Annotated in this window: 19 protein-coding genes; 8 read left to right on the forward strand and 11 right to left on the reverse strand. The window is 65.4% G+C overall.

Going from position 1 to position 23,358, the window contains the following annotated elements:
• Positions 1 to 175 precede the first annotated feature (175 nt).
• Positions 176 to 778 (forward strand): hypothetical protein, encoded by a 603-nt coding sequence (locus AB3X94_RS36270; protein ID WP_368614020.1) that lies wholly within the window; start codon positions 176 to 178, stop codon positions 776 to 778.
• 141 nt (positions 779 to 919) lie between these two features.
• Here the strand turns inward: AB3X94_RS36270 and AB3X94_RS36275 are convergent, their stop codons facing one another.
• From AB3X94_RS36275 to hemC, 5 genes are all read right to left on the reverse strand, one after another.
• Positions 920 to 2,659, reverse strand: a complete 1,740-nt coding sequence (locus tag AB3X94_RS36275; protein ID WP_176109266.1) for a SulP family inorganic anion transporter — start codon at positions 2,657 to 2,659, stop codon at positions 920 to 922.
• A gap of 114 nt (positions 2,660 to 2,773) precedes the next feature.
• The gene (locus AB3X94_RS36280) at positions 2,774 to 3,808 is read right to left on the reverse strand and encodes an SDR family oxidoreductase (RefSeq protein ID WP_176110632.1); all 1,035 of its coding nucleotides are present in this window, start codon (positions 3,806 to 3,808) and stop codon (positions 2,774 to 2,776) included.
• A gap of 158 nt (positions 3,809 to 3,966) precedes the next feature.
• Complete coding sequence (locus tag AB3X94_RS36285; protein ID WP_176109267.1) at positions 3,967 to 5,157, reverse strand: heme biosynthesis protein HemY; 1,191 nt, start codon at positions 5,155 to 5,157, stop codon at positions 3,967 to 3,969.
• A 2-nt stretch (positions 5,158 to 5,159) separates the two neighbouring features.
• Positions 5,160 to 7,151: a fused uroporphyrinogen-III synthase HemD/membrane protein HemX gene (gene hemDX / locus AB3X94_RS36290; protein WP_368614021.1), complete on the reverse strand. Its 1,992-nt coding sequence runs from the start codon at positions 7,149 to 7,151 to the stop codon at positions 5,160 to 5,162.
• Positions 7,151 to 8,149, reverse strand: a complete 999-nt coding sequence (gene hemC, locus AB3X94_RS36295) for a hydroxymethylbilane synthase (protein WP_368614023.1) — start codon at positions 8,147 to 8,149, stop codon at positions 7,151 to 7,153. The genes hemDX and hemC overlap by 1 nt, the downstream gene beginning before the upstream one ends.
• Before the next feature lie 543 nt (positions 8,150 to 8,692).
• On the opposite strand from hemC, the gene ppc reads away from it, so the two are divergent.
• The 6 genes from ppc (at position 8,693) to AB3X94_RS36325 (ending at position 17,377) form a co-directional block, all read left to right on the forward strand.
• A complete protein-coding gene (gene ppc / locus AB3X94_RS36300; RefSeq protein ID WP_368614024.1) occupies positions 8,693 to 11,851 on the forward strand; it encodes a phosphoenolpyruvate carboxylase in 3,159 nt (1,052 codons plus the stop codon).
• Between the two features lie 192 nt (positions 11,852 to 12,043).
• Positions 12,044 to 12,856, forward strand: coding sequence for a helix-turn-helix transcriptional regulator (locus tag AB3X94_RS36305; RefSeq protein WP_176109271.1), 813 nt, complete (start codon positions 12,044 to 12,046; stop codon positions 12,854 to 12,856).
• A 152-nt stretch (positions 12,857 to 13,008) separates the two neighbouring features.
• Positions 13,009 to 14,415: an argininosuccinate lyase gene (gene argH, locus AB3X94_RS36310; protein ID WP_368614025.1), complete on the forward strand. Its 1,407-nt coding sequence runs from the start codon at positions 13,009 to 13,011 to the stop codon at positions 14,413 to 14,415.
• Positions 14,416 to 14,772: 357 nt separating this feature from the next.
• On the forward strand, positions 14,773 to 15,303 hold the full coding sequence (locus AB3X94_RS36315) for an energy transducer TonB (RefSeq protein WP_368614026.1): 531 nt from the start codon (positions 14,773 to 14,775) through the stop codon (positions 15,301 to 15,303).
• 367 nt (positions 15,304 to 15,670) lie between these two features.
• Complete coding sequence (locus AB3X94_RS36320; protein ID WP_176109274.1) at positions 15,671 to 16,978, forward strand: MFS transporter; 1,308 nt, start codon at positions 15,671 to 15,673, stop codon at positions 16,976 to 16,978.
• 219 nt (positions 16,979 to 17,197) lie between these two features.
• On the forward strand, positions 17,198 to 17,377 hold the full coding sequence (locus AB3X94_RS36325; RefSeq protein ID WP_013088754.1) for a hypothetical protein: 180 nt from the start codon (positions 17,198 to 17,200) through the stop codon (positions 17,375 to 17,377).
• Between the two features lie 30 nt (positions 17,378 to 17,407).
• Here the strand turns inward: AB3X94_RS36325 and AB3X94_RS36330 are convergent, their stop codons facing one another.
• Together AB3X94_RS36330 and waaC are read right to left on the reverse strand one after the other, a co-directional pair.
• Positions 17,408 to 17,539, reverse strand: a complete 132-nt coding sequence (locus tag AB3X94_RS36330) for a hypothetical protein (protein ID WP_013088753.1) — start codon at positions 17,537 to 17,539, stop codon at positions 17,408 to 17,410.
• 510 nt (positions 17,540 to 18,049) lie between these two features.
• Complete coding sequence (gene waaC, locus AB3X94_RS36335; RefSeq protein ID WP_368614027.1) at positions 18,050 to 19,054, reverse strand: lipopolysaccharide heptosyltransferase I; 1,005 nt, start codon at positions 19,052 to 19,054, stop codon at positions 18,050 to 18,052.
• A gap of 220 nt (positions 19,055 to 19,274) precedes the next feature.
• Between waaC and AB3X94_RS36340 the strand changes: the two genes are divergently transcribed.
• Positions 19,275 to 20,711: a chloride channel protein gene (locus AB3X94_RS36340; RefSeq protein ID WP_368614028.1), complete on the forward strand. Its 1,437-nt coding sequence runs from the start codon at positions 19,275 to 19,277 to the stop codon at positions 20,709 to 20,711.
• Positions 20,712 to 20,753: 42 nt separating this feature from the next.
• Here the strand turns inward: AB3X94_RS36340 and AB3X94_RS36345 are convergent, their stop codons facing one another.
• The 4 genes from AB3X94_RS36345 to minC all read right to left on the reverse strand — a co-directional run bounded on the left by AB3X94_RS36345 (position 20,754) and on the right by minC (position 23,358).
• Entirely contained in the window at positions 20,754 to 21,065 is a 312-nt protein-coding gene (locus AB3X94_RS36345; RefSeq protein ID WP_176109276.1) for a YXWGXW repeat-containing protein, read from the reverse strand.
• Between the two features lie 269 nt (positions 21,066 to 21,334).
• Complete coding sequence (gene minE / locus AB3X94_RS36350; RefSeq protein ID WP_008922443.1) at positions 21,335 to 21,589, reverse strand: cell division topological specificity factor MinE; 255 nt, start codon at positions 21,587 to 21,589, stop codon at positions 21,335 to 21,337.
• Between the two features lie 14 nt (positions 21,590 to 21,603).
• Positions 21,604 to 22,419, reverse strand: a complete 816-nt coding sequence (minD, locus tag AB3X94_RS36355) for a septum site-determining protein MinD (RefSeq protein WP_013088749.1) — start codon at positions 22,417 to 22,419, stop codon at positions 21,604 to 21,606.
• Between the two features lie 105 nt (positions 22,420 to 22,524).
• Positions 22,525 to 23,358, reverse strand: a complete 834-nt coding sequence (gene minC / locus AB3X94_RS36360; RefSeq protein ID WP_176109277.1) for a septum site-determining protein MinC — start codon at positions 23,356 to 23,358, stop codon at positions 22,525 to 22,527.

Below are 23,358 nucleotides of genomic sequence, written 5' to 3' on the forward strand. Positions count from 1 at the left end.
GAAACCGGCTATAGGAGCCAACTTCATGAAGAAGACGCCTACGCTTGCGCGGAAGTGGTTCAGGCCTACTGGCGCAATCCTGGTGATCCTCTCGTTCGCAATCCCGGTACATGCACAGCCCAGTACGTCGACGCCCACAGGACCGTCAGCGCCAGAAACTGAGACGAGGGACACTGTGACCGACGAGCAGCGCGACATGGCCTTCAGAATATTGACCACGGCAATGGCGATCCTGCGGGACGACCAGCCCTTCGATCCCGCACATACGATATTCGGCCGCATTCTTGCGGCGCGGCCTGAGCGCGGTGTGGTGGGTGTTACGGAGTATTCCTTCGTGAATCGGGTCTTGCCGGATACGCAAATCATCGTAGTTGCGATACCCGATCCGCTCGACCCCTCCCCCGACCGCGCAAAAGTGAAGCAAGTCGCGACGCACTTCACGATCCGCTTCAGTCCACTATTGACCGACGTTAACCGCTCGACACTGGAAGATCTCCTCCAGGTCGATATCGGTTACTGGATCGACGGCAATGGCGAGAGGCGGCCCGGCAACGATATGGGAACAGTACCGCCGCAGGTTCGTCTGCATCACTATCGCTATCGTGCCTCAGACCTGCCAACCAGCCGATTTCCGGTGGACGTCGAGTTTGCTTTCGGGGACCCCGACCCAAAGGACTCGGCGCCTGACGAATCCAAAACGCCGGTCCTGATGGACGTTCATCTTGATCGCGACTATTCCGCGCTGCGACCGCACCACCGTGAACAGAATCCGTCGTGAACAGCTGGTGGCAAAGGGTGTCGCCCGATGACGAAGAACAGGAGTGAACTGGCGCGGCCCCATACCGTTTTCACAGGCATTTCAAAAGCAAACGCCAGGCACAAACCCGTTCCCCGGTGAATCTAGCCTCAGCTCCGAAAACTATCCCTCCCCAACCGTCTCGACATAGTTATCAACCGCGCTACTGACCGTCGGATGAAAACACGCATCGCCGATCAGATCGGTCAGCTCGAAGCGCCTGAGCTTGTCGCGAACCGGATCTTTCATCTCCGCAAAGTGCAGTGCAATCCCGCGCTCGTCGAGCGAGCGCGTCAGCTCCCGCAGCATGTCGGCCGAGGTGACGTCCACGCTCGTCACCGGTTCGGCCGCCACCACCACGCGCTTGACGGGTGCCGGCGATTCGGCGACGGCTTCGAGCAGGCGCTCCTGAAACTGCTCGGCATTCGCAAAGAACAGCGGTGCATCCCAGCGAAACAGCACGAGTCCGGGGATTCGCTCCGCGTGCGGATAACGCTCCAGGTCGTGATAGCCGCGCAAACCCTCGACGCGACCGAGCACCGCGTAGTGTGGTCGCCAGCCGTCCCACAGAAACTCGATAATCGCGATCACCACCGCGAAGCCGATGCCTGGAATCGCGCCGAACACCGCGACGCCGGCAAAGCAGGCCATCGACAGCCAGAACTCCCATTGCTGGATGCGGAAAATCCGCTTCAGGTCCGTGATCTCGAACAGGCCGATCGCCGCCGCGATGACAACCGCGGCGAGCGCGCTGTTGGGCAGGTAGTGCATCAGGTTGGGCGCGACCAGCAGCAGCGCCGAGACCGCCAGCGCGCCGACGACGCCCGTCAGTTGCGTCTTCGCGCCCGCCGCCTCGGCGACCGGCGTGCGCGACGAACTGCTGCTGATCGGGAAACCGTGGAACAGGCCGGCCGCGAGATTGGCCACGCCGAGCCCGACCATCTCCTGATTGGGGTCGACGCGGCTGCGAAAACGTGCCGCGAAAGTCCGCGACAGCACGCTGGTATCCGCGAACGAAATCAGCGCGACCGCGCAGCCGCCGAGCAGTATCTTCACCAGATCGGCGTCGGTGAGCCATGGTAGCGCAAAGGTCGGCAGGCCTTGAGGGATCTTGCCGAGCACTCTCACGCCGACGCTATCGAGGTGCAATGCGCTCACGCATAACGTCGCGACGATCACGGCGATCAGGATGCCCGGCAGTTTCTCGAAGCGCTTGAGAAACAGGATCAGCACGAGGCTTCCCGCGCCCACCGCGAAGCTGTACCAGTTGGATTTGCCATCGGCGATGGCCTGCACGAGGCTCACGATGTCCCGCAATGGCCCGCGCTCTTCGATCGAAATGGCAAACAATTTGGGTAACTGACTGATCAGCACGGCGAGCGCGATGCCGTTCATATAGCCGTATCGAATGGGCTTAGACAGCAATTCTGTGATGAATCCCAGCCGCAGCAAGCCCATCACGATACAGAACACGCCGGACACGATCGCCATCATGCTGGCCGCCGCAATCGCGCGCGACGGGTCGCCCGCCGCCACTTGCACGACGACCGCCAGAATCGGAGCCGCAAGCGCGGAGTCGGGGCCGAGCACGAGAATCCGGCTCGGGCCGAACAGCGCGTACGCCAACAACGGGACGATCGTCGCGTAGAGGCCGAACACGCCGGGGACCCCCGATGCCTCCGCGTAAGCGATGCCGACTGGTACCAGCATCGTGGTCAGTACCAGTCCGGCCGTCAGATCGCTCGGCAGCCAGCTCAAGCGGTACGCCTTGAGCACCGTCAGTCCCGGCAACCAGCGCATCCAGCGGTGCGCGCTGCTTGCAGTGGTCTGCTCTTTGTGAGGAACTGGCCTGTCCGCTTCCATTTTTGGAATGTTCGCAGTCGAGGACGCCGCGCCACGGATTGTGGGCGGCCCTGTCATTCGTAGGATAGTCCAGACCTTTCATCGGCGACAGGGAGGAGGCACACCGATTGCGTATCAAGGCCGTTTGCGCCTCAGCAGCCACCCGACGCCCCCTGCCAGCGCCAGCACCGCCGCGCCATACACCGCGTTGCGATGCCGATCGGTAAACAGCTCCCAGCAGTACGCGCGCGCTTCATCGTCAAAGCGGCCATGCGCGGTGTAGTGGCCGGGCACCGGCTCGTAGAGATTCGCGGGCGCATCGGCGGGCAATGGTTCATCGGTCAGTTGCCCGTCGTAACCCGCACGCGCGAGATAGTGGTCGAGCAGCGTCGGCGCGATCCGGTTCGCGAGGATCGCCTTGACCGTCGACCACCCGACCCACACCTGCCGCCGCCGATGAGTGGCCGCAAAGTAGATCGCCCGCGCCGCCACTTCCGGCTGAAATACCGGCGCCACCGGCCGCGCCCTGCGCCCCGTGCGATTGAGCGCCCAGTCGAATTGCGGGGTATTGACCGCGGGCAGATCGACCATCGTCAGATGGATATCGACCTCGTCGTGCAGCAACTCGGAACGCAATGAATCGGTAAAGCCGCGCACAGCGAACTTCGCGCCGCAATAGATCGACTGCAACGGCACCGACCGGTACCCGAGCGCCGAGCCGACATTGACGATCGTCCCGTGCCGGCGCGCGCGCATCACGGGGAGCGCCGCCAGCATGCCGTTGACCTGCCCCAGATAGGTCACCTGCGTGCCGCGTTCGACATCGCGCGCACTGAGCGCGGACACCGGCGCAAACGCGGTCGCCATCGCGACGTTGACCCACACGTCGATGCCGCCCAGCTCGCGATTTACGCGCTGCGCGGCACGCTCGATCGCATCTGCATCGGCGACGTCGGCGGGCAACGCGAGTGCGCGCACGCCATAGGTCGCGGCGATCTCCTCGGCGGCACGCGCGAGCCGTCGCGGCTCGCGCGCGATCAGCCCAACGTCATAGCCCTGCCGCGCGAACTCGGACGCGGTGGCGCGCCCCACGCCGGCACTTGCCCCTGTAATGACGACGACGCCCTCGCGCTCGACGTCGCCGCTGCGGGTGTCGGTTTGCACCGTCATAGCGTCGCTGGCCACTTTGAACACCTCCCAGGTTGCGCATCCAGTGAGGTGTGAAGCAAAGCGCAGTCCCGCCGATTCGAGGCGGACAGAGGCGCCGTAAAAACAAATGGCCGCAGCGCGAGGCTGCGGCCATCCGGTAGCGGCTAAAGAGGCTTAACTCACGTCACGTTCATCGCCAACGCACTCTCGCGATAGTGCTCGCTCGCCTTGTCGGTGTCTCCAAGCTGCTCGTGCAGACGCGCGAGCGCGCGATGCGAACGGATCTTCAGCGTCTCGTTGTCGGCGAGCTTCAGCGCGCGTTCGAGGAACGACTGCGCCTTGCCCCACAACTGCTGATGCAGGCACAGACGCCCCAGCGCGAACATCAGGTCCGCGTCTTCCGGCCGATCCTTCTGCCACGCCTCGGCCTTCTGGATGAGCGGCAACGCATCGCCGCCGGCCGTGTCCGGATAGCGGCGCAACAGGCGCGCATCCCAGTTCTGCGCAAGCGCTTCCTCGACGATCTTGCGCGCCTCCTGCGGACGATTCAGCGCAACCAGCAGTTCGGCGGCGGTATCGGCGAGGCGCGGCGAATGACGCTCGGTCGCCGACAGCGAATGCCACAATTCGAGCAGCGCCTCAGCGTTGTGGCGACGGTCGCGCAGCAAATTTTCCGCCGCCAGCTGACGCAGCCGCACCGCGACCGCCGGATGGATCGCCTCGCGCTTCTCCAGCGTCTTGACGAGCTTCAGCACTTCGCCCCAGTTCTTCAATTGCTGCTGCGCACGCAGCATGATCTGCTGCGCGTGGATGCGCCGCGCCCCTTGCGATTGCATCTCGGTCAGCGCATGGAGCGCGCCGTCGGCGTCGCGGCCGTCGGCGCGCATGTCGGCGGTGGCCATCAGGCGCGCGTCCTGCCACTCGGCTTCGTCGATCTGCGCGAGCCATTCGTCGCGCCGTCCGTACTCATGCATGCGATGCGCGGCGGTCGCCGCGATCAAACCGGCCGCGCCCTTGTTGTCGCCATTCGTGAGCGCGTCCTTGGCAGCCTTTTCCGCGCGCGAGAAACGTCCCGCGTACAGGTTGCCGATCGCGTCGCGCAACGCCGCGTGCGCCTTCGCGACACGCGCGCGCGCCCGGTACGCGGCGACGCGCTGCGGCATGCGCCAGATATTGCGGATAATGCGCAACAGCGCGTAGAGCAGGATGAACAGCACCACCAGCCCGACGATGAACAGATTCAGCGACATGTCGACGCGGTACGGCGGATAGATCAGCAGCACCTGCCCCGCGTCGAAGCGCCCGCCCACCGCGAGCATGACCGCGACGGCGAACAGCGCCGCGAGCCACAGAAGTCCCCGGATCGCCATGATTAACCCCGGTTCCGGTATTGATTGACGGCCTGCAGGCTCGTATCGAGGTTCGGCAGCTCGACCGCGGCCGAACCGGCGTCCACCTGCTTGACGAGATCAATGACCATCTGCGTGTCTTTCGATGAAGTGTCGAAGTAGCGCGTCAACGCAGACTGCGCCGCCTGCAGGTCGGACTTCAGCGTGGTCTGGTTGCGCGACAGCAGCGCGAGACGCGCCGATAGCAGACGCAGCTTCAGGTTCTGGCGCACGAAGTAGCCTTGATCCGGCGTGACTAGCATCGCGTCCGCGTTATCGATACGGCGCACCTGCACGAGGCTCGACAGCTGTTCGCCGATGCCGTGCGTGACCTCGTCGATCCACACTTCCCAGCGCGGCTTGCCAGTGGCCGCCGCCACCTTCGCGGTGTCGGCCCACGCGGCCGCGTGCGGCGTGGCACGCGGAATCGGTGCTTCACCCGACAGCGGCAGGCCGCTCACGTGATCGATCGCGTTGTCGAGTTTGATCGCGAGGCCGGTCAGATCGGTGGACGGTGCGGCCTTCAGCTTATCGATGTCTTGCGCGATCGCCTTGCGCACGGCGAGCGCCTGCGGGCTATCGGACGCCGCGAGGCGCGTATCGGCGCTTTGCAATGCGAACAGCGCGAGCTGGGTATTGCCGGTCAGCTGCAACTGCTGGCTGGCCGCCGACAGCATCTGCCCGACTTCGGCGAGCGTCCAGTCGTCGCGATTGCGCGCGAGATCCGCGTACTGCTGTTGCAGCGCCTGCTGCGCGGCCTGCGCATCGGCAAGCTTGCCTTCGAGCTGCGCGACCTGCGCGTCCGATTGATGCACGGTGGCGAGCGCCTGGTCGATCTTGATGCGCAGCTCGTTGGTCTGCGTGTCGTTGGCCTGCTGACGCTGCGCGAGCTCCTGCTCGGTGCGCACCAGCTTGCGGTTCATCGCGAAGCCGCCCACGCCCACCGCGCATGCGATCACCACGATGACAAGCCACAGCAGCGGTCCGCTCGTGCTGCGGCGCTTTTGCGCTTCGTACGGCGTGAAGGGTTGATTCGGCGGCAAGGCGGCGCTTGCCGGCGGCTGAGGTGAGGCGTTCGTGGATGCGTTCGTTTCAGTCATGCGTGGTTGAGCCGGGTTGGACGATACCGGTTGGACGACGGGAGGCACGGCGGCCGCGGCCACGAGGGCGCGGACTATGCGCTCGTCGCCCGCGCCGGACACCGTAATCCTATCAAAACCCAATGCCCGCGCGGTCTGCGCGATGCGGGGATGCGGCGTGACGAGCGGCGCGTGTTTGATCTGCTCGATCTCGCCGGCGGTTAGATGATCGTGCGCGAGTTCCTGCAGATTGCGTACGCCTTCGGAGCTGGTCAGAAGCCATGCGTGCGGCGCGCCCGCGAGCAGTTCGTGCACGCGCGCCCAGGCGCCGATCGACGGCTCCGGCACGATGCGCCGGTACGCGGCGACCGTGTCGACTTCGGCGCCAGCTTCACGCAGGCGCTCGCTGAGCCATTCGCGGCCGCCGTCACCGCGCACGATCAGCACGCGCTTGCCTTCGAGGCCCGCGGCGCCGAGTTGCGCCTCGATCGCCGCAAACAGGCCCTCGGAGTCGAAGCTCGTCGATTCGTCGTCGGCACCCGCCGCGGGGCTGATCACGCGATGCTCCGGCGCGCTGACGCCGTGGCGCGCGAGCGCATGCACGCTGCCCGGACCGACCACGCCGACCGGCAGCGCGTGCGGCCAGATATCGTGATGGCGCGCGAACGCGTGATCGACCGCGTTCGGCGACACGAACACGACCAGCGCGTAGCGTTCGAGTGACGCGAGCGCGGCGCACAACGGCGCCTCGTCGATGACGGGCGCGATGTCGATCAGCGGAAAGTCGAGCGACGCGAGTCCGGCTGCTTCGAGCCGTTCGACGAGTTCGCTCGACTGGCCGGCCGGCCGCGTGATCACGACCGTGAACGGCGCCTTCCCGGGCGTGCCGGCGGCCATCACTCGCTGGCCGCCGCGCCGGGCGCGGCCGCGGGACCGCTCGCGGTGCTGAGCGCGCGGACGATCTCGAGCGCGCCTTGCTGCGCGAGCGACTGCGCCACTTCCTCGCCGAGCGCGAGCGCACGTTCGATGGTGGGCGCCGGCGCCGACGCCTGCGCGCTCAGTACGCGCTGGCCGTCCGGCGTCGCGACGATGCCGCGCAGATGCAGCGCGCCGTCGCCCCACGTTGCGTAGGCGGCGAGCGGCACCTCGCAGCTGCCGCCGAGCGCGCGCGACACCATCCGCTCCGCTTCGACGGCCGCCGCCGTGTGCTGATGATGCAGCGGCGCGAGCCATGCGGCGAGGTCCGCGCGATCGGCACGAATCTCGATGCCGAGCGCGCCTTGTCCCGCCGCGGGCAGACTATCCTCGGGATCGAGCAGCGCGCGGATGCGCTCGGCGAGACCGAGACGCTTCAGCCCTGCCGCGGCCAGAATGATCGCCGCGTAGTCGCCGCGATCGAGCTTGGCGAGTCGGGTATCGAGATTGCCGCGCAACGGCCGCACGTCGAGATGCGGATAGCGCATGCGCAGCATCGCTTCACGCCGCAGGCTCGAGGTGCCGACCACGGCACCGGCCGGCAGCGCGGCGAGCGAGTCGTACTGATTTGACACGAGCGCGTCGCGCGGGTCCTCGCGCTCCATGATGGTGGATAGCGCGAAACCGGCGGGCAACTCCATCGGCACGTCTTTCAGCGAATGCACCGCAAGGTCGGCGCGGCCATCGGCGAGCGCGGCTTCGAGCTCTTTCACGAAGAGCCCCTTACCACCAACCTTCGACAGCGTGCGATCGAGAATCTGATCACCACGTGTCGTCATTCCGAGGATTTTTACGTCACAAGATGGATATAATTTGTGCAGCGCACATCGCACGTGCTCGGCTTGCCACATGGCAAGGCGGCTCTCTCGCGACGCAATGACAAGCGTGTGGGGTGGCGTGGAAAACGTCTCGGTGTTCATTAGCTTGCTGCTTGATGTCGGGATCGAATAACAATCAATGTTAGCACGCGCCCTTATTTGTGCCCTTGGGTTCCAAGGCACCGCAGGGCGCTGTGCGCAAGCGGTATCGACGGAGGAGACGGGCTCCGCGCCGCGCGCGAAGGCCCCCATTCAGCGTTGTCACGCACGGTCGTTCGCGCGCCGCGCGGCGGCATGCGGGATGATGCAATGCGGCGAACACGCTGCGGCAATGCGTGCCGCGTGTTCAGTCTCTTCGCGGGCTGGCAGCCCGTGGTTCCCTTCTCCCTCGTCGGCGTCGCGCGATCGGCAGCGCTTGCGTGGTTCCTCGCACGCGGTGCGGCACGCGCGGCTCGATTGGTAGCGGGTCGGCAGTCGCCGTTTGCAGTCCGCCGTCTCAGGTCTTTATTGCAGTCGCATTAGCAGTCTGTCTTATAGTCCGTTGCGCAGTCCCTGTTGCACGCAGTTCACGTTGTACTTGCTGGTTGCAGTTCGCAGTCGCAGTTCATCAATCAACAGACCCTGGCTTCCCCGAGGAAACTCATCGTGACGTCTTCCGGATCGGCGCGCCCCGCCCGCCGCAACACTGCCTCGCCCACCGCTCGCCCGGCCGACGCCGCGGCGCCCGACGTCCTGTCCAACGCTGCCGCGCAAGCCGCCAAGGCCTCGAAGGCCTCGCAAACCTCTGTGCCCGTCAAGCAGGACAAGGCGCCCAAAGCAACGAAATCCGGCAAGGCCGAAAAAGCCGCGACTTCGGCCACCGCCAGCAAGCCGGCCAAGGTCAAGATCAAGATCGAAGGCGACGCGACACCCCCGCGCGCCGCTGAAACGGAAAAGCTCGAGGCCGTGTCGCAAGCTGAGCCCGCCGCCGCGCCCACCGTGAAGAACGGCGGCCGCACGCGCGAGGACAAGGACCACCCGCTGTTCCAGGACATCCGCTATCTCGGCCGGCTGCTCGGCGACGTGCTGCGCGAGCAGGAAGGCGACGCCGTATTCGACGTCGTCGAAACGATCCGGCAGAACGCGGTGCGCTTCCGTCGCGAGGACGATAGCGCCGCCGCACAGACGCTCGACAAGAAGCTGCGCTCGCTGACGCCGGAGCAGACCGTCAGCGTCGTGCGCGCGTTCAGCTATTTTTCGCATCTCGCGAACATCGCCGAGGACCGCCACCGCAACCGTCGTCACCGCATTCATGCGCTCGCGGGCTCGGCCTCGCAGCCGGGCACGATCGCGCATGCGCTCGAGCGGCTCGTCGCGGCCGGTGCCGCCGCGACGCCGGTGCTGCAGCGGTTTTTCGACGACGCGCTGATCATGCCGGTGCTGACCGCGCACCCGACCGAGGTGCAGCGCAAGAGCATTCTTGACGCGCAGCACGACATCGCGCGGCTGCTCGCCGAGCGCGACCAGCCGCTGACGAATCGCGAGCGCGCGCACAACGAAGCGATGCTGCGCGCGCGCGTCACGTCGCTGTGGCAAACGCGGATGCTGCGCGACGCGCGTCTGACGGTCGCCGACGAAATCGAGAACGCGCTGTCGTACTACCGCAGCACCTTCCTCGAAGAACTGCCGGCGCTGTATGCCGACATCGAGGAAGCGCTGAAGGAGCATGGCCTCGAAGCGCGCCTGCCGCCGTTCTTCCAGATGGGCAGCTGGATCGGCGGCGATCGCGACGGTAATCCGAACGTCACCGCCGAAACGCTCGAAAACGCCATCACCCGTCAGGCCGCGGTGATCTTCGAGCACTACCTGGTGCAGGTGCACAAGCTCGGCGAGGAGCTATCGATGTCGAATGTGCTCGTCGGCACGAGCGATGCGCTCAACGAGCTTGCGGACATCTCGCCCGACCACTCGCCGCATCGCACCGACGAGCCGTATCGTCGCGCGCTGATCGGCATCTACACGCGGCTCGCGGCGAGCGCGCGCGTGCGTCTCGGCGAAGGCAGCGTGCCGCTGCGCAGCGCCGGCCGCGGCGTCGCGCCGATTCGCGCTATCCCCTACGACGACGCCGCCGATTTCGTGCGCGACCTGCACGTGCTGATCGATTCGCTCGCCGAGCATCACGGTGCGCCGCTCGCCGCGCCGCGTCTCGCACCGCTCGCTCGCGCGGCCGAAGTGTTCGGCTTCCATCTCGCGAGCATCGATCTGCGGCAAAGCTCCGACATCCACGAAGCGGTGATCGCCGAGCTGCTGAAGCGCGCCGGTGTCGAGGACGACTACGCGGGGTTGTCGGAAGCGGACAAGCTGAACGTGCTGCTCGCCGAACTCGCGCAGCCGCGCGCGCTGCGCGTGCCCTACGCCGAGTACTCCGACCTCGTGAAGAGCGAGCTCGCGGTGCTCGAGGAAGCGCGCCTCACGCGCGAGAAATTCGGCGCGCGCGCGGTGCGCAACTACATCATTTCGCACACGGAGACCGTCAGCGATCTGGTCGAGGTGATGCTGCTGCAGAAGGAAACCGGCCTGTTGCGCGGACGTCTCGGCGACGAGCACGACCCAGCGCGCGCGGGCCTGATGGTGATCCCGCTGTTCGAGACGATCCCCGATCTGCGCAATGCTCCGCACATCATGCGCGATCTGTTCGCGCTGCCGGGCATCGGCACGCTGATCGAACATCAGGGCAACGAGCAGGAAGTGATGCTCGGCTACTCGGACAGCAACAAGGACGGCGGCTTCCTGACGTCGAACTGGGAGCTGTATCGCGCGGAGCTGGCGCTCTTGTCGCTGTTCAACGAACGCGGCGTGACGCTGCGTCTGTTCCATGGACGCGGCGGCACCGTCGGCCGCGGCGGCGGCCCGACCTATCAGGCGATCCTGTCGCAGCCGCCGGGCACCGTCGACGGTCAGATCCGTTTGACCGAGCAGGGCGAAGTGATCGCGAGCAAGTTCGCGAATCCGGAAATCGGCCGGCGCAATCTGGAAACCGTCGTGGCCGCGACGCTCGAAGCGTCGCTGCTGCCGCACGACCACACGTTGGCCGAGCTGCCGGTGTACGAGGAAACGATGCAGCAGCTGTCCGATACGGCGATGGCCACCTATCGCGCGCTCGTCTACGAAACCCCGGGCTTCAAGGAGTATTTCTTCGAGTCGACGCCGATCGCGGAGATCGCCGAGCTGAACATCGGCAGCCGCCCCGCGTCGCGCAAGCTGCAGGACCCCAAGCAGCGCAAGATCGAGGATCTGCGCGCAATTCCGTGGGGCTTCTCGTGGGGCCAATGCCGGCTGCTGCTGACCGGCTGGTACGGCTTCGGCAGCGCGGTCACCGAGCATCTGGACAGCGCGCCGTCGGACGCGGAACGCGCGCGCCGCCTCGCGCTGCTGAAGAAGATGCACAAGAGCTGGCCGTTCTTTGCGAACCTGATGTCGAACATGGACATGGTCATCGCGAAGACCGACCTCGCGGTCGCGTCGCGTTATGCGGCGCTCGTGACCGACAAGAAGCTGCGCAAGCACGTGTTCGAGCGCATCGTTGCCGAGTGGGAACGCACGTCGAAGGTGTTGTCGGAGATCACCGGCAAGAGCGAGCGGCTCGCCGAGAATCCGCTGCTCGCGCGCTCGATCAAGAACCGCTTCCCGTACCTCGACCCGCTCAATCACCTGCAGGTCGAACTGCTCAAACGCTATCGCGCGGGCGACACCAATGCGCGCGTGCGGCGCGGCATTCATTTGTGCATCAACGGGATCGCGGCGGGGTTGCGCAATACCGGTTGAGCTCGACGCTGAAGCAGGCAAAAGCCGGGTGTGGCCGACGCAGGTCACACCCGGCTTTTTTCATTGCACGTCGACATGGCGAACAACGCGTTGCGCGAATCCAGCCGCTACAATAGAGCCCGCCATGTACCAGTACAAGTCCGGCAATTATTCTGGTATCTCTATTACTCCCCTCCACGCTCAGCCGATAGCATGACGACGCCGTCCTCCGCCGATCACCCGCCGCCGCTCGACGCCACGCCGGCCCGCGCACTCGGCGACTTCATCCGCGCCCATCGCGAGCGGCTGTCGCCGCAGGCGGTCGGTCTGCCGCCAGGGCCGCGCCGCCGCACGCCCGGTCTGCGGCGCGAGGAAGTCGCGCAGTTATGCGGCGTGAGCCCGACCTGGTACACGTGGATCGAGCAGGGCCGGCCGGTGTCCGCTTCCGCCGATGCGCTCGCGCGCATCGCGGTCGCGTTGCAGCTGTCGCGCGCCGAGCGCGCGTATCTGTTCGAGCTGGCCGCGCAGCGCGATCCGGCCGAGCCCGATCCCGCCGCCGCCGACGCACCCGCCACGCTGCTGCAAACCGTGCAGCTCATCGACACGCCGGCCTACGTCCTCGACCGGCAGTGGAATGCGCTCCGGTGGAACGAGCGCGCGGCCGATCTGTTCGTCGGCTGGCTCGACGGCGCGCACGACCGCAACCTGCTGCGCTACACGTTCACCGAGCCGGCCGCGCGCGCGTTGATCGTCGATTGGGAAACGCGCGCGCGACGGCTTGCCGCCGAATTCCGCGCCGACTCGATCCGCCATCTGAACGATGCGCCCACGCGTGGGCTGATCGATTCGCTTTCAGCCGCGAGCGACGAGTTCGCGCGCTACTGGGCCTCGCAGGACGTCGGCGGGCGCGAGGGCGGCAGGCGCGAGTTCAACCATCCGCGCGACGGGCGCATCGTTTATGACCAGATCACTTTCAAGCCCGCGCATCGCGAAGATCTGAAGCTGGTGGTGCTGGTGCGCGAATAGGCCCGCGAATGGGTCCGCGATGGGCGGCAGCGCCTTGGCCGCCCTCGCCCGGTGTTAAAATCTCCGTCTTTCTTCGCTGCGGCGGCGCTTCTGCACGACTCGCGCACTCGCGTCGCCAGCCTCTTCACCGCTCGTTTTTACCGCCCAACACCATGACGTCCCAACTGCACAAAAAAGGCGAAGCCTGGTCGGCTCGCTTCTCGGAGCCGATGTCGGATCTCGTCAAACGCTATACGTCGTCGGTCTTCTTCGACAAGCGTCTGGCGTTCGTCGACATCGAAGGGTCGCTCGCGCACGCGTCGATGCTCGCCGCGCAGAAGATCATTTCCGCCGACGACCTCGCCGCGATCCAGCGCGGCATGGCACAGATCAAGGGTGAAATCGAGCGCGGCGAGTTCGAATGGCAGCTCGATCTCGAAGACGTGCACCTGAACATCGAAGCGCGCCTGACCGCGCTGATCGGCGACGCCGGCAAGCGCCTGCATACCGGCCGCTCGCGCAACGACCAGGTCGCGACCGACATCCGCCTGTGGCTGCGCGGCGAGATCGACCGCATCGGCGGGCTGCTCACCGAACTTCGCATAGCGCTGCTCGACATCGCGGAGCAGAACGCCGCGACCATCATGCCGGGCTTCACGCACCTGCAGGTCGCGCAGCCGGTCACGTTCGGCCATCACCTGCTCGCCTACGTCGAGATGTTCTCGCGTGACGCCGAGCGCATGGTCGACTGCCGCAAGCGCGTGAACCGTCTGCCGCTCGGCGCGGCTGCGCTCGCCGGCACCAGCTATCCGATCGATCGTCACGCCGTGGCGAAGACGCTCGGCTTCGACGGCATCTGCGCGAATTCGCTGGATGCGGTTTCCGACCGCGACTTCGCGATCGAATTCACGGCCGCCTCCGCGCTCGTGATGACACACGTGTCGCGCTTCTCCGAAGAACTGGTGCTGTGGATGAGCCCGCGCGTCGGCTTCATCGATCTGGCCGACCGTTTCTGCACCGGCTCGTCGATCATGCCGCAGAAGAAGAACCCGGACGTGCCCGAGCTCGCGCGCGGCAAGACCGGCCGCGTGAACGGTCATCTGATGGCGCTGCTCACGCTGATGAAGGGCCAGCCGCTCGCGTACAACAAGGACAACCAGGAAGACAAGGAGCCGCTGTTCGACACCGTCGATACGGTCGCAGACACGCTGCGCATCTTCGCTGAAATGGTCGCCGGCATTACGGTCAAGCCGCAGGCGATGCGCGACGCCGCGCTGCAAGGCTTCTCGACCGCGACGGACCTCGCCGACTATCTGGTCAAGCGCGGCCTGCCGTTCCGCGACGCGCACGAAGCCGTCGCGCTCGCGGTACGCGTATGCGCCGACCGCGGCTGCGACCTCGCGGACCTGACGCTCGACGAAATGCGCAGCGAACTGCCGAACGTCGCGCATCTGATCGGCGACGACGTATTCTCGTATCTGACGCTCGAGGGCTCGGTGGCGAGCCGCAATCATCCGGGGGGCACCGCGCCCGAGCAGGTGCTGGCCGCGGTGAAGGCAGCGCGTGCGGCGTTGAAGTAATCGAGGGCAGCGCCGTGAGCCTGGGCTTGCGGCGTGGCTGGTTGAACCGAGAGCGAAAAGGCGGACCCGTTTGGCGGGTTCGCCTTTTTTGTTGCCGCGTGCAATTGGCGAATCGCAGGTAGAAGAAAGCCCGCGAGAAGCGGGCTAAAAAGACTTCCACCGATGCCTCAGCATGAGGCCGCCAGAGTGTAGGCGGGTTCCGCCCGCCGACCAACGCGCGCATATTTCCGGCCATTACATCCGAAAGCGAAGCGCGTCAGCGGCGCATGCGCAATGACATTCAGCGGGCGAACGCCAATTGAATCCCGCCGGTTTTTGACTACCATTCAATCAGGTTCTCCTCGCGGTTGGTCGACGATGCTCTCACGCACTTCTGCCCGTTCTGTTCCCCGTGTGGCCCCGCACTTCTTCACCGCAGCACCCAGGCATCGGCTGTTGCTCGCCGCGCTTGGTGTCGTTGCCGTGGCCGGTTGCACGATCACTCCGCTCGCGCCGCACGAAACCGTCAGCACACCGGTCGCCGCGATCAACAGCGCGACGCTCGATCAATATCGCGACGCGGTCGCGCGACGAATCGTCGAGCGCAATCCGTCGTATGTGCTCCAGGGCAGGCCTCAGCCGATGCTGCGCTCGCTGGTGGTGGTGTCGTTCACGGTCGATCGTGATGGACGCATCGTCCAGTCGTCGGTGTATCGCACCAACGGCGACGACGAAGCCGAAAGCACCGCGCTCGCGTCGCTGCGCCGCTCGGCGCCGCTGCCGCTACCGCCCGGCAAGCTGCTGAACGGCCGCGGCCAGCTCGAGCTGTTCGAAGACTGGCTGTTCAACGACAACGGCAAGTTCCAGTTGCGCGAGCTCGCCTCGCCGCAAGCGGAAACGTACGAATGAGCGTGCTTGGCGCGTGCGCTGACACGCGTCATCTCGCGCATCACCGCATCGGGCAGGCCACAGGTGACCTGCTCGAGTCATTGCGCATAGCTCTCAACGCACCCCTCGTTGCCGCGCAAGCTTACGCCGCCATTGCTGCGCGACGAGCGCGCTCGCTATAATTTTCCGATTCCCCGCGCCGGAGCCTTCCGGCATGGCTCACGCCGCCCGCACACCCGTCGGCGCGGCGCATGAGCCGACTCAGTGCCGCGGCGCCACCCGCGTGCGGCGCCCAAACCTATACCTCAACGAGGATGCCGCCCTCGCGCGCCGCCTTGCGAAGCAAGGCTCGGCGCGCCGCGGCCTCACGACAATTGGAGACCCCTGCATGTCCACTTCGCCGATTTCCGCGGCTCAGCCCGCGAGCGGGCAAAACAGTCGCGCGCGGATCATCTTCGCGAGCTTCATCGGCACCGCGATCGAGTTCTACGATTTCTATGTCTACGCGACCGCCGCGGCGCTCGTGATCGGACCGGTGTTCTTCCCGCATGGCTCGGCCACCGCGCAAGCGCTGTCCGCGTTCGTCACGTTCGGCATCGCGTTCGTCGCGCGACCGATCGGCTCGTTCCTGTTCGGCCACTTCGGCGATCGCATCGGCCGCAAGTCGACTCTGGTTGCGTCGCTGCTCGTGATGGGCCTGTCGACCACGCTGATCGGCTTCGTGCCGGGCTACGACGCGATCGGCAGCCTCGCGCCGATCCTGCTGTGCGTGCTGCGTTTCGGCCAGGGTATCGGCCTCGGCGGCGAATGGGGCGGCGCCGCGCTGCTCGCCACCGAAAACGCGCCGGCCGGCAAACGCGGCTGGTTCGGCATGTTTCCGCAGCTTGGACCGTCGATCGGCTTTCTCGCGTCCAACGGCCTGTTCTTCGCGCTCGCCATGTCGCTCTCCGACGAGCAGTTCCGTAGCTGGGGCTGGCGCGTGCCGTTCCTCGTCAGCTCGGTGCTGGTCGCGCTCGGCCTGTACGTGCGGCTGAAGATCGCCGAGACGCCCGCGTTCCAGGCCGCGATCGAGCGCAAGGAACGCGTGCGCGTGCCGATCGCGACGCTGTTCTCGCAGCACTGGGTGCCGACCGTGCTCGGCGCGCTCGCGATGGTGGTCTGCTACACGCTGTTCTACAACGCGACGACGTTCTCGCTGTCGTACGGCGTCGGCTCGCTGCATATTCCGCGGCAGACGTTCCTCGGCCTGCTGTGCATCGCGGTCGTGTTCATGGCGATCGCGACGCCGCTGTCGGCCCGCGCGAGCGACCGCTTCGGGCGCAAGCCGGTGCTGATCGTCGGCATCATCGCGGCGATCCTGTCGGGCTTCACGATGGCGCCGCTGCTCGGCAGCGGTGAGCCGTTGCTGGTGCTGCTGTTCCTCGTGATCCAGCTGTTCCTGATGGGCGTGACGTTCGCGCCGATGGGCGCGCTGCTGCCAGAGCTATTTCCGACCAATGTGCGCTATACGGGAGCCGGCGTCGCATACAACCTCGGCGGGATTCTCGGCGCGTCGGTCGCGCCGTATATCGCGCAGGTGCTGGCCGCGCATGGCGGCTTGCCGTGGGTCGGCGCGTACGTGTCGGTCGCGGCGGCCGTGAGTCTCGTCGGCGTGCTTTGCATGCGCGAGACGCGTGACGCGAGTCTGATGAAGTGATGCAATGCGAATCGACGCAACCACGCTTGCGTCGATTCGCGTTTGCCGAAGTTCGACCGATGCCGCTCACGCGCAGTTTTTACGCGTCTGCGCCAATATGCAATGGGCATTATTGCTTCGACATTTCCGCTCGGCGGCCCGGGTAGTCCCCCGCCTTGCGCGTCTTTTTGACTTGCCTATACTCCCTGACATAACCCTATAAAAATCAGGGAGACTCGCATGAACGTCCATCTTCACAATGCCGATATCGTGATGATCATCGCGCTGGCCTTGCTCGGCTCGCTGCTGCTCGCGCTGCGCTTCCGTCCGGCGTCATGGAAATCCATCGTGGTCGAGGCGCTGGCCGCGAACGCCGCGGCTATTGCCGCGGTGGTCGCATTCGAAATGCTGGTCGCCTGAGACCAGTGGATCGAGGAGCTCGAGCGCGGCTTAGCGGTAGTAGCCGTGATGGTAGTAGCCACCGCCGCCGTAGTAGTAGCCCGGCGCCGGCGCAATGACGCAACCGCCGAGCGCCGATGCCAGCAGTGCGCCGGCCACGAGAGTCAGGATCAAGCGTTTCATGTTGTTCTCCATCGAGTCGGATTGATTCGAGCGCAAACCCCGAATGACCCGATTGGACACGATGCGCGCCGCGGCGAACGTTGCCATTTGTAAGGGAAGATCACCGGGCCGTTACAGGATCGGCGCGGTGGACCGGCGTGTTCGAACGACCTGCCCCGCTATCGCCTGATCACGCCGCCCTGGCGAAAAACACCGCCTATACTCCGTTGAGCGCACTGTCGCGATCGAAGCCTTGCTGGCCGCGCCAGCGTCGCCGCAATCGAGCGGTTCAACGCGCGCCGCGCGAGCCTCGATGCACCGCGACCTACCCGCTGGCCGCCTTGGCGTGCGCGCATCGGACGCTGCGGCGTCCAACGAAAAGCGACAGTTTTAACAGACGTGTAATCGATTCCTCTCCGCCCGCTGTTCCCCGACACGGGCGTTCTTCGAGGCGCGACGATGCAGTCCCCGCCCGCAGGGGTGGACTACGCGTCGCGCCTCTTTTTCTTTTGCGCAAACGATTCCGTGAACTCAGGCGGCGGCCGATCCGTGCTGCATAGCGAGGACCGGCTCTGCCGCGTGTACATAGTCGATCGCTTCGAGCGCCGCGCTAATGGGCGGTACCGAGCGACCGTCACCGATCGAGGTCGAGCGATACGGCGTCTCGACGCCGCAATGCGAGGGCGACGTCGCGACGAAGATCATCACGGTGCGCTTCTGCAGCGCATGCGCGAGGTGCACGAAGCCCGTATCGGTACCGACCACGAGCGCGCACGCGTCGATCATCTGCGCGACTTCGGTCACGCTCATTTGCGGCAGCACGGTCGCGCCCGGCACTTGTGCGGAGATCTGCAAGGCTTCGGCAAGCTCACCGTCCGAACCCCACGGCAGAACCACACGAAACCCGCGCTCGCTCAACTCGCGCCCGACAGCCACCCAATGGGTGAGCGGCCATTTCTTCTCGGCTTTCGAGGTGGCATGAAAGAGCGCCGCGACAGGCGCGTCCTGCGTCGCGAACGGCTGCGGCACGACTGCAGGTAGCCGCAGGCCGTAGATGGGCGGGCCTTCCACTTCGTAGCCGAGCACCTCGCTAGCGCTGATGCGCATGCCGTGCCACGCGCTGCCTTGCGGGCGTGGACCGAAACGCCCGGTATAGGCGAACGAGGCGCCCCGCTCGCCCAGATCCTGAGACTGATAGCCGAAGCGCCGCGACGAGCGCGCGAGGAAGGCGATGATCGCGCTCTTGTAGACGCCGTGAATATCGATGATGTAGTCGTAGTGATACGCGCGCAGCTCGCCGATCGATGCCCAGATCGCCTTCAGATCGCTCCAGCGACGCGACTTCTTGAAGCGGCGCAGCGGCGCGCATAGCACGCGATCGACGCCCTGGCTCCACTGCACGACTTCTGCAAATGCTTCGTCCGCCGCCCAATCCACCTGAACACCAGGAAATGCGCGTTTGATATCGGCGACGACTGGCAGCGCCTGCACGATATCGCCTAGTGAAGTGACCTTGACGATTAGGATTCGCTTCATTGAGGGTCTCTTCGTTTTCCGAAGTGGAAACTATTCTAGCCGACGTTATTACCGCTCCCCTGCCAAATGGCCATTGTGCCCGGTCCGGTTTTCAATACGGCGAATTACAACAAAAGATATACGCCTGACAATCCATCGTAGTTCATTTTTTCAAAAGTCTTTCACGCATTCAGGCCTGTCCCGCACGTTTTATACTGGGCCCTTTGCACGAATCCAATTCATGTCCCGGCCCTTCCCTTCCCGTTCGCACGCTGTCATGCGGCGCACGAAACGCCTGTGGCGGCAATACGGCATCTTCTGGCTCGGTGCCATCGCCGTCGGTCTGGTCGCGGTGCTCTATGCGCGTCTGATCGACTGGGGTTATGACGCGTTTCTCGATGTCCGGCAGCGATATCCGTGGGCACCGCTCGTGATCACACCTGTGGTCGCGGCGCTCGCGGTCTGGCTCACGCGCAAGTTCTTTCGCGGCTCCGAGGGCAGCGGCATCCCGCAGGTCGTCGCGACGCTGCACACGAAGCAGCGCGGGTACGGCGCGAGGCTGCTCTCGCTGCGAATTCTGCTCGGCAAGATCGGAGTATCGTTTATCGCGATTCTCGGCGGCTTGACGATCGGCCGTGAAGGACCGACCGTGCAGGTCGGCGCCGCGCTGATGTTCAATCTGCGCCGCTTCTATCCGCGCTCGAATGCGCAGATCGAACGGCAGCTCGCGTTGGCGGGCGCGGCAGCGGGTTTATCGGCGGCATTCAATACGCCGCTCGCGGGCGTCGTGTTCGCAATCGAGGAATTGACGCGCAGCTTCGAGGCCCGCACGAGCGGTGTGCTGATCACCGCGATCGTCGTTGCGGGTGTAGTCGCGCTGGGCCTGAATGGCAACTACACGTATTTCGGCACGATCAGGATCGGCGCGCATTTCCCCGATCTGCTCGCCGTCGCGGTGGTGCTCACCGCAATCGTCACGGGCATCGCGGGCGGCATTTTCGGCTGGCTGCTGCTCAACACCGCGCGCTGGATTCCGGCGCCGCTGCGTCAGTTGCACGGCGAGCGGCCGGTCGTGTTCGCCGCGCTGTGCGGCTTCGCAATCGCCGTGGTCGGCGTAATCGCGGGCGGCACGACGTTCGGCAGCGGCTATACCGAAGCGCGTGGCCTGCTGGAGGGACACGGGCAGTTGTCGGTGTTCTATCCGTTCCTGAAGATGATCGCGATGGTCGGCTCGTACCTGCCCGGCATTCCGGGTGGCATCTTCGCGCCGTCGCTGTCGATCGGCGCGGGCTTCGGCAATCTGCTGCACATGGTGTTCGATTCGATGCAGTTGCCGATGCTGATCGCGCTCGCGATGGTCGGCTATCTGGCCGCGGTCACGCAGTCGCCGATCACGTCGTTCGTGATCGTGATGGAGATGATCGACGGTCACGCGCTCGTGATTTCGCTGATGGCCACCGCGTTGATCGCGAGCCGCGTGTCGCGCCTGTTCGCACCGCCGCTTTATGAGTCGCTCGCCGAGCGCTACATGGCGCCGCTGCCGCAACCGGCGCCCGCGCCGGTGCCGGAAGTGCCCGAGGTCGAGGTGCCGGAAGCGGGAAGCGTCGACGGCGAGCCGCCCGCCGGTGATGCCGCAGACGACATCACGACGGATGCTTCCGGCTCGCCGCGTCAGTAGACGACCACGCGCGGCGCGGCGCAAGCACGATCGACGGCCGCATCAAGCCCAGTGTCCCGGGACCCAGCGATAGTTCGGACCATGCTCGATCCAGTGGCCGGGCATCCAGTGATAGCCGACGCGCTCGGCCTGCCAGTGCCCGGCGACCCACACGTAGCGGCCGTGATCCCAGCGCCAGTGACCGTGATCCCACACATAGCCGGCGCGCGCCGCGGGCACCGTTTCGAAGCGTTCGACGGGCGGCGCGGACGGCGCGACGATGATGACTTCCGCGGCCGAAGCCGAGGCGATCGCGGCGGCACCCGCGGCGATCAGAACGGTGTTGGCAAGCAGCAGGCGAAAGCTTCTGTTCATGATTTCCTCTTAGGTTGAACACCGGATGCGGCGTTACCCGTTTAATGCGCGAGGGCGACACGAGGCTGACGATGCGCGTGTAACGGCACCCGCTGAAGTGCAACGGTTTATTTCGACCGGGAAATGAGGAGCGCCGTGCAGGCGCGAAGAGACGGCTTCAGACAGAAGCCAGAGGAACAGCCGAACGCCGCACGCCATCGCGTCGAACCAACGCGATGCAATGCGACGTCCTGCACATGATGCGAGATGGACCGCGGTCCATCGGAAGCTCAGGCCTGCGGTATTTCGATCTTGACTTCGAGCACTTCGAGATCGTCCTGACGCTCGAGACTCACGCGAATGTCGTCATCGGAAATCTTCACGTACTTCGAGATCACGGCCACCAGTTCGCGTTGCAACGCAGGCAGATAATCGGCGGGCGCATGGCCGCCGGCGCGCTCGTGCGCGATGATCAACTGCAGGCGTTCCTTCGCTACCGACGCGGACTTCTTTTTCTCGCCCAGCAAAAACGAAAGAATCGACATTACGTGCGCTCCCCTTACTTGGTGCCGAAGAGGCGCTGCAGCAGCCCGGGCTTCTGGTAATCGACAAAGCGAAGCGATTTCTGCTCGCCGAGGAAACGCGACACGACGTCCTTATAGGCTTCGGCCACATCGGTGCCGTCCAGATGCACGGCCGGCAGACCCTGGTTCGACGCGTGCAGCACCGCTTCCGACTCCGGAATCACGCCGATCAGATCGATGCGCAGAATTTCCTGGATGTCGGTCAGCGACAGCATTTCGCCTTCGCTGACGCGCTTCGGGTTGTAGCGGGTAATCAGCAGATGCTCCTTGATCGGCTCCTTGCCTTCGATCGCACGCTTGGTCTTCGACGACAGGATGCCGAGAATGCGATCGGAGTCGCGCACCGACGACACTTCCGGGTTCGTAACGATCAGCGCTTCATCGGCGAAGTGCATCGCAAGCAGCGCGCCCGACTCGATACCGGCCGGCGAATCGCAGACGATGTATTCGAAGTCCATCGCGATCAGATCGTTGATGACCTTCTCGACGCCTTCCATCGTCAGCGCGTCCTTATCGCGCGTCTGCGAGGCCGGCAGGATGAACAGGTTCTCGCACTTCTTGTCTTTGATCAGCGCCTGGTTCAGATTCGCTTCGCCCTGGATCACGTTGATCAGGTCGTACACGACGCGGCGCTCGCAGCCCATGATGAGGTCGAGGTTGCGCAGGCCGACGTCGAAGTCGATCACGGCGGTCTTGCTGCCGCGCAACGCGAGGGCCGACGCAAAGCTCGCGCTCGTGGTCGTCTTGCCCACGCCACCCTTGCCCGAAGTCACCACAATGATTTTTGCCATTACCCTTACCTTGTGTTCGTCAAATGCGTCAATTGATGCGCGGCGCGCGTCGCCCTGAAACGCCGCGTGCCGAAATCGCTCGGGCAGCGCGCGTTTCTCGGCGCTTTACGTGAGCCGCAGCGGTTCGATCATCAGTTTTTCGTCTTCGAGCCAGATCTGCACCGGCTTGCCGAGCACGTCGGCCGGCAGCGGGTTCTCAGTCGTTCGATAGATGCCCGCGATCGAGATCAGTTCCGGTTCGAGACACGTACAGAAGATGCGCGCGTCGTGATTGCCCTGCACGCCGGCCAATGCCCGGCCGCGCAGCGGCGCGTAAATATGGATGTTGCCTTCCGCGATCACCTCGGCGCCATAGCTGACGAGACCGAGCACCACCAGATCGCCTTTCGCGTAGATGCGCTGGCCGGAGCGCAGCGGCTTGTCGACCACCATCGTTTGCGGCGACGTGGCGAGGCGCACCGGCTCGGCGGCGGAGGTGGGTTCGACGGCGGCGGAAGCGGTGCTGGCGGTTGCGGATGCGGTGCTGGTGGCCGCGCTCGTGCCGGCGCTTGCCTCGGCGCCTGCCGCCGCGCTTGCCGCGCTCGCCGTGCTGTCCTCATCGGCCTGTCTGGCCGGCGCGCCGCGTCGGTCGCGCGCTTCGAGCAGCGGCAATCCCGACTCCGTCGCCCACTGTTGCTCCGCATTCGCGACCACACCGACCGGACGCATGCGCACGCTGTCGAGCAGTTGCGCGATATCGGCGAGCGGCACGCGTTCGCTGTCGGCGAGACGCCGTACGTCGATCGCGACGACGTCGTTAGCGAAGAATTCGGGGGTCGCCTCGAAGCGTCGCGTCAGCTCGACACGCATCGCATCGAGGTCGGTCGTTTTGACCACGAACATCAGCGTGTCGACAGAGCCGCTGCGCAGTTCGAAAAAGGGCGATTTCTTGGGCGACAT

The sequence above is a fragment of the Paraburkholderia sp. BR10923 genome (assembly GCF_040948765.1).
GTDB classification, from domain to species: Bacteria; Pseudomonadota; Gammaproteobacteria; order Burkholderiales; family Burkholderiaceae; genus Paraburkholderia; species Paraburkholderia youngii.

Bases quoted from the DNA above. Each gene is read 5' to 3' on its own strand.
- AB3X94_RS36275 (WP_176109266.1), bottom strand. From the start codon at position 2,659: ATGGAAGCGGACAGGCCAGTTCCTCACAAAGAGCAGACCACTGCAAGC.
- AB3X94_RS36280 (WP_176110632.1), bottom strand. From the start codon at position 3,808: ATGACGGTGCAAACCGACACCCGCAGCGGCGACGTCGAGCGCGAGGGC.
- AB3X94_RS36285 (WP_176109267.1), bottom strand. From the start codon at position 5,157: ATGGCGATCCGGGGACTTCTGTGGCTCGCGGCGCTGTTCGCCGTCGCG.
- hemDX (WP_368614021.1), bottom strand. From the start codon at position 7,151: ATGGCCGCCGGCACGCCCGGGAAGGCGCCGTTCACGGTCGTGATCACG.
- hemC (WP_368614023.1), bottom strand. From the start codon at position 8,149: ATGAACACCGAGACGTTTTCCACGCCACCCCACACGCTTGTCATTGCG.
- AB3X94_RS36305 (WP_176109271.1), top strand. From the start codon at position 12,044: ATGACGACGCCGTCCTCCGCCGATCACCCGCCGCCGCTCGACGCCACG.
- argH (WP_368614025.1), top strand. From the start codon at position 13,009: ATGACGTCCCAACTGCACAAAAAAGGCGAAGCCTGGTCGGCTCGCTTC.
- AB3X94_RS36315 (WP_368614026.1), top strand. From the start codon at position 14,773: ATGCTCTCACGCACTTCTGCCCGTTCTGTTCCCCGTGTGGCCCCGCAC.
- AB3X94_RS36320 (WP_176109274.1), top strand. From the start codon at position 15,671: ATGTCCACTTCGCCGATTTCCGCGGCTCAGCCCGCGAGCGGGCAAAAC.
- AB3X94_RS36325 (WP_013088754.1), top strand. From the start codon at position 17,198: ATGAACGTCCATCTTCACAATGCCGATATCGTGATGATCATCGCGCTG.
- AB3X94_RS36330 (WP_013088753.1), bottom strand. From the start codon at position 17,539: ATGAAACGCTTGATCCTGACTCTCGTGGCCGGCGCACTGCTGGCATCG.
- waaC (WP_368614027.1), bottom strand. From the start codon at position 19,054: ATGAAGCGAATCCTAATCGTCAAGGTCACTTCACTAGGCGATATCGTG.
- AB3X94_RS36340 (WP_368614028.1), top strand. From the start codon at position 19,275: ATGTCCCGGCCCTTCCCTTCCCGTTCGCACGCTGTCATGCGGCGCACG.
- AB3X94_RS36345 (WP_176109276.1), bottom strand. From the start codon at position 21,065: ATGAACAGAAGCTTTCGCCTGCTGCTTGCCAACACCGTTCTGATCGCC.
- minE (WP_008922443.1), bottom strand. From the start codon at position 21,589: ATGTCGATTCTTTCGTTTTTGCTGGGCGAGAAAAAGAAGTCCGCGTCG.
- minD (WP_013088749.1), bottom strand. From the start codon at position 22,419: ATGGCAAAAATCATTGTGGTGACTTCGGGCAAGGGTGGCGTGGGCAAG.
- minC (WP_176109277.1), bottom strand. From the start codon at position 23,358: ATGTCGCCCAAGAAATCGCCCTTTTTCGAACTGCGCAGCGGCTCTGTC.